2 protein-coding genes are annotated in these 1977 nt (G+C 72.7%); one reads left to right on the top strand and one right to left on the bottom strand.

Annotated elements, in window-relative coordinates:
• Window positions 1–394: 394 nt before the first annotated feature.
• Complete coding sequence (locus ACFU99_RS42040) at window positions 395–1438, top strand: methyltransferase (RefSeq protein ID WP_384403634.1); 1044 nt, start codon at window positions 395–397, stop codon at window positions 1436–1438.
• A 54-nt stretch (window positions 1439–1492) separates the two neighbouring features.
• Here the strand turns inward: ACFU99_RS42040 and ACFU99_RS42035 are convergent, their stop codons facing one another.
• Window positions 1493–1888 carry a Rid family hydrolase gene (locus ACFU99_RS42035; RefSeq protein ID WP_384403632.1) on the bottom strand — a complete coding sequence of 132 codons (396 nt, stop codon included), beginning with the start codon at window positions 1886–1888 and terminating at the stop codon, window positions 1493–1495.
• Window positions 1889–1977 lie beyond the last annotated feature (89 nt).

Genomic DNA, 1977 nt, shown 5'->3' with positions numbered 1-1977 from the left:
GGCCCGTACGGCGCTGCCGCCGTCCGGCCCTCCGGTGTTCCGTTCACGGTGAAAGGGACGCCCCGGCGGAAGGGACGGTTGACGCCCCGCCGCCCGGTACGCGCTGCCGCCCCCACGCCGCTCCCCGCACCCGCCCACCCGTACCTCTGATGTAACGCGCGTCCGGACCGTCACAACAAGGCGGCATTCGGGCGGAATTCGCGATCCGGAGGGCCGCTCCCACGGCTACGCCCCCTGGTGGGACCGCGGATTCCTGGCCATTGTGGAGGCCGACGGCGGCACACCGCCCCCAAGCGCCGCCCCGTACCCGCCGTCCGTACACCTGTACGTCAGTACGTCAGTACGTCTGTACGCCCCCGTCACCGTCACAGCCCGCGACAAGAAGGAGGCAGCCATGGACTCGGCCCGCCCCGCCCCCGACGACCCGAACGCGCTCGTACGGCAGCTGAGCGAGCACGCTCTGGCCTATCTCCACTCCGCGACGCTGCGTACCGCCGCCCGCCTCGGCGTGGCCGACCACCTTGCCGACGGCCCGCGCACCCCTGACCAGCTCGCCGCCCTGACCGGCGCCGACGCCGGCCATCTGCGCCGCGCCCTGCGCCTGCTGGCGACCCGCGACGTCTTCCGCGAGGACGAGACGGGCGCCTTCGCCCTGACCCCGCTGGCCGAACTGCTCCGCTCGGACGCGCCGAGGTCCATGCGGGAGGCGGTGAGCATGCTGTCGGACGAGACGTTCTGGCGCCCCGCCGGCCGGCTGGAGGAGACGGTACGGGCCGGGCGCACCGTCTTCGACGACATCTTCGGCGCCCCGTTCTTCGACTATCTGGCCGGTACCGACGAACTGGGCGCCGCCTTCGACACGGGCATGGCCGCCCTCTCCGACGGCGAGAACTCCGCCATCGCCGCCGCCTGCCCCCTCCCCGACACCGGCGTGGTCGCCGACGTCGGCGGCGGCCGCGGCGGGCTGCTGCGCGAGGTGCTGCTGCGCGGCCGGAAGCTGACCGGCGTCCTGTACGACCAGGCGGCCGTGGTGCGCGGCCACGCGCTGGAAGGGCCGGAGCTGGCCGGGCGCTGGCGAGTGGACAGCGGCGACTTCTTCACGTCCGTACCGCCGGCTGCCGACGTCTATCTCGTCAAACGCGTCCTGCACGACTGGCACGACGACGACTGCCTGCGCGTCCTGCGCGCCTGCCGCGCCGCGATGACCGAGGACAGCCGGCTGCTGGTGATCGACGCCGTACTCCCACGGGACAACGCGCCGCACCACGGCAAGACCCTCGACGTGCTGATGATGGCGTCACTGCCCGGCCGGGAGCGCGGCGCGGACGACTTCCGGCGGCTGCTGACGGAGGCGGGGCTGACGATGATCCGCATCCACCCCACCGCCTCGTCCCTGTCGGTGGTGGAGGCGGCGGTGGCTGCGGCGGAGGCGAGCTGAGCGGTACGTACGGGCTGAGGGCGCGGCCCACAGGCGGCTGGACGGCCAGGCGTCTCACTGGGCGGCGACGGCTTCGATCTCCACCAGCATGTCCGGATCGGAGAGGGCGCTCACCCCGGCGAGCAGGCTGGTCGGCCCGCAGCCGCGGCGTTCGAGCTCGGCGGTGAGCGCGTCGTAGTTGGCGGTCATGGCAGGCAGATCGATGGTGAAGACGCGGATCTGGACGACATCGGAGAAGGCGAACCCCGCCTCCTCCAGCGTCTCGCCGAGCCGTCGGCAGGTCAGCTCGATCTGCCCCCGGATGTCGCCGCGGTGGGCGACGCGCCCCTCGTCGTCGCGGGCCTCATGGCCGGAAAGCATCAGCCAGCGGCGCGGCTCCTCCACGACCACCGCCCGGTGGTACGCGAGGTGCCCGCCGATGATCCGCGGTCCGATGTCGTGGCGCTCCAAGATCTTCTCCTCCGGGCGGATGGGCAGATGGACAGGTGGGCGGATGGCCGATTTACGGTTTACGGACGTACGGCGGGGCTGCTGTCAGC

Source organism: Streptomyces sp. NPDC057654 (assembly GCF_042800135.1).
In the GTDB taxonomy this organism is placed as follows: Bacteria; Actinomycetota; Actinomycetes; order Streptomycetales; family Streptomycetaceae; genus Streptomyces.
Note: the sequence above shows the minus strand (reverse complement) of the source record. Positions and strands in the feature narration are given on the sequence as shown.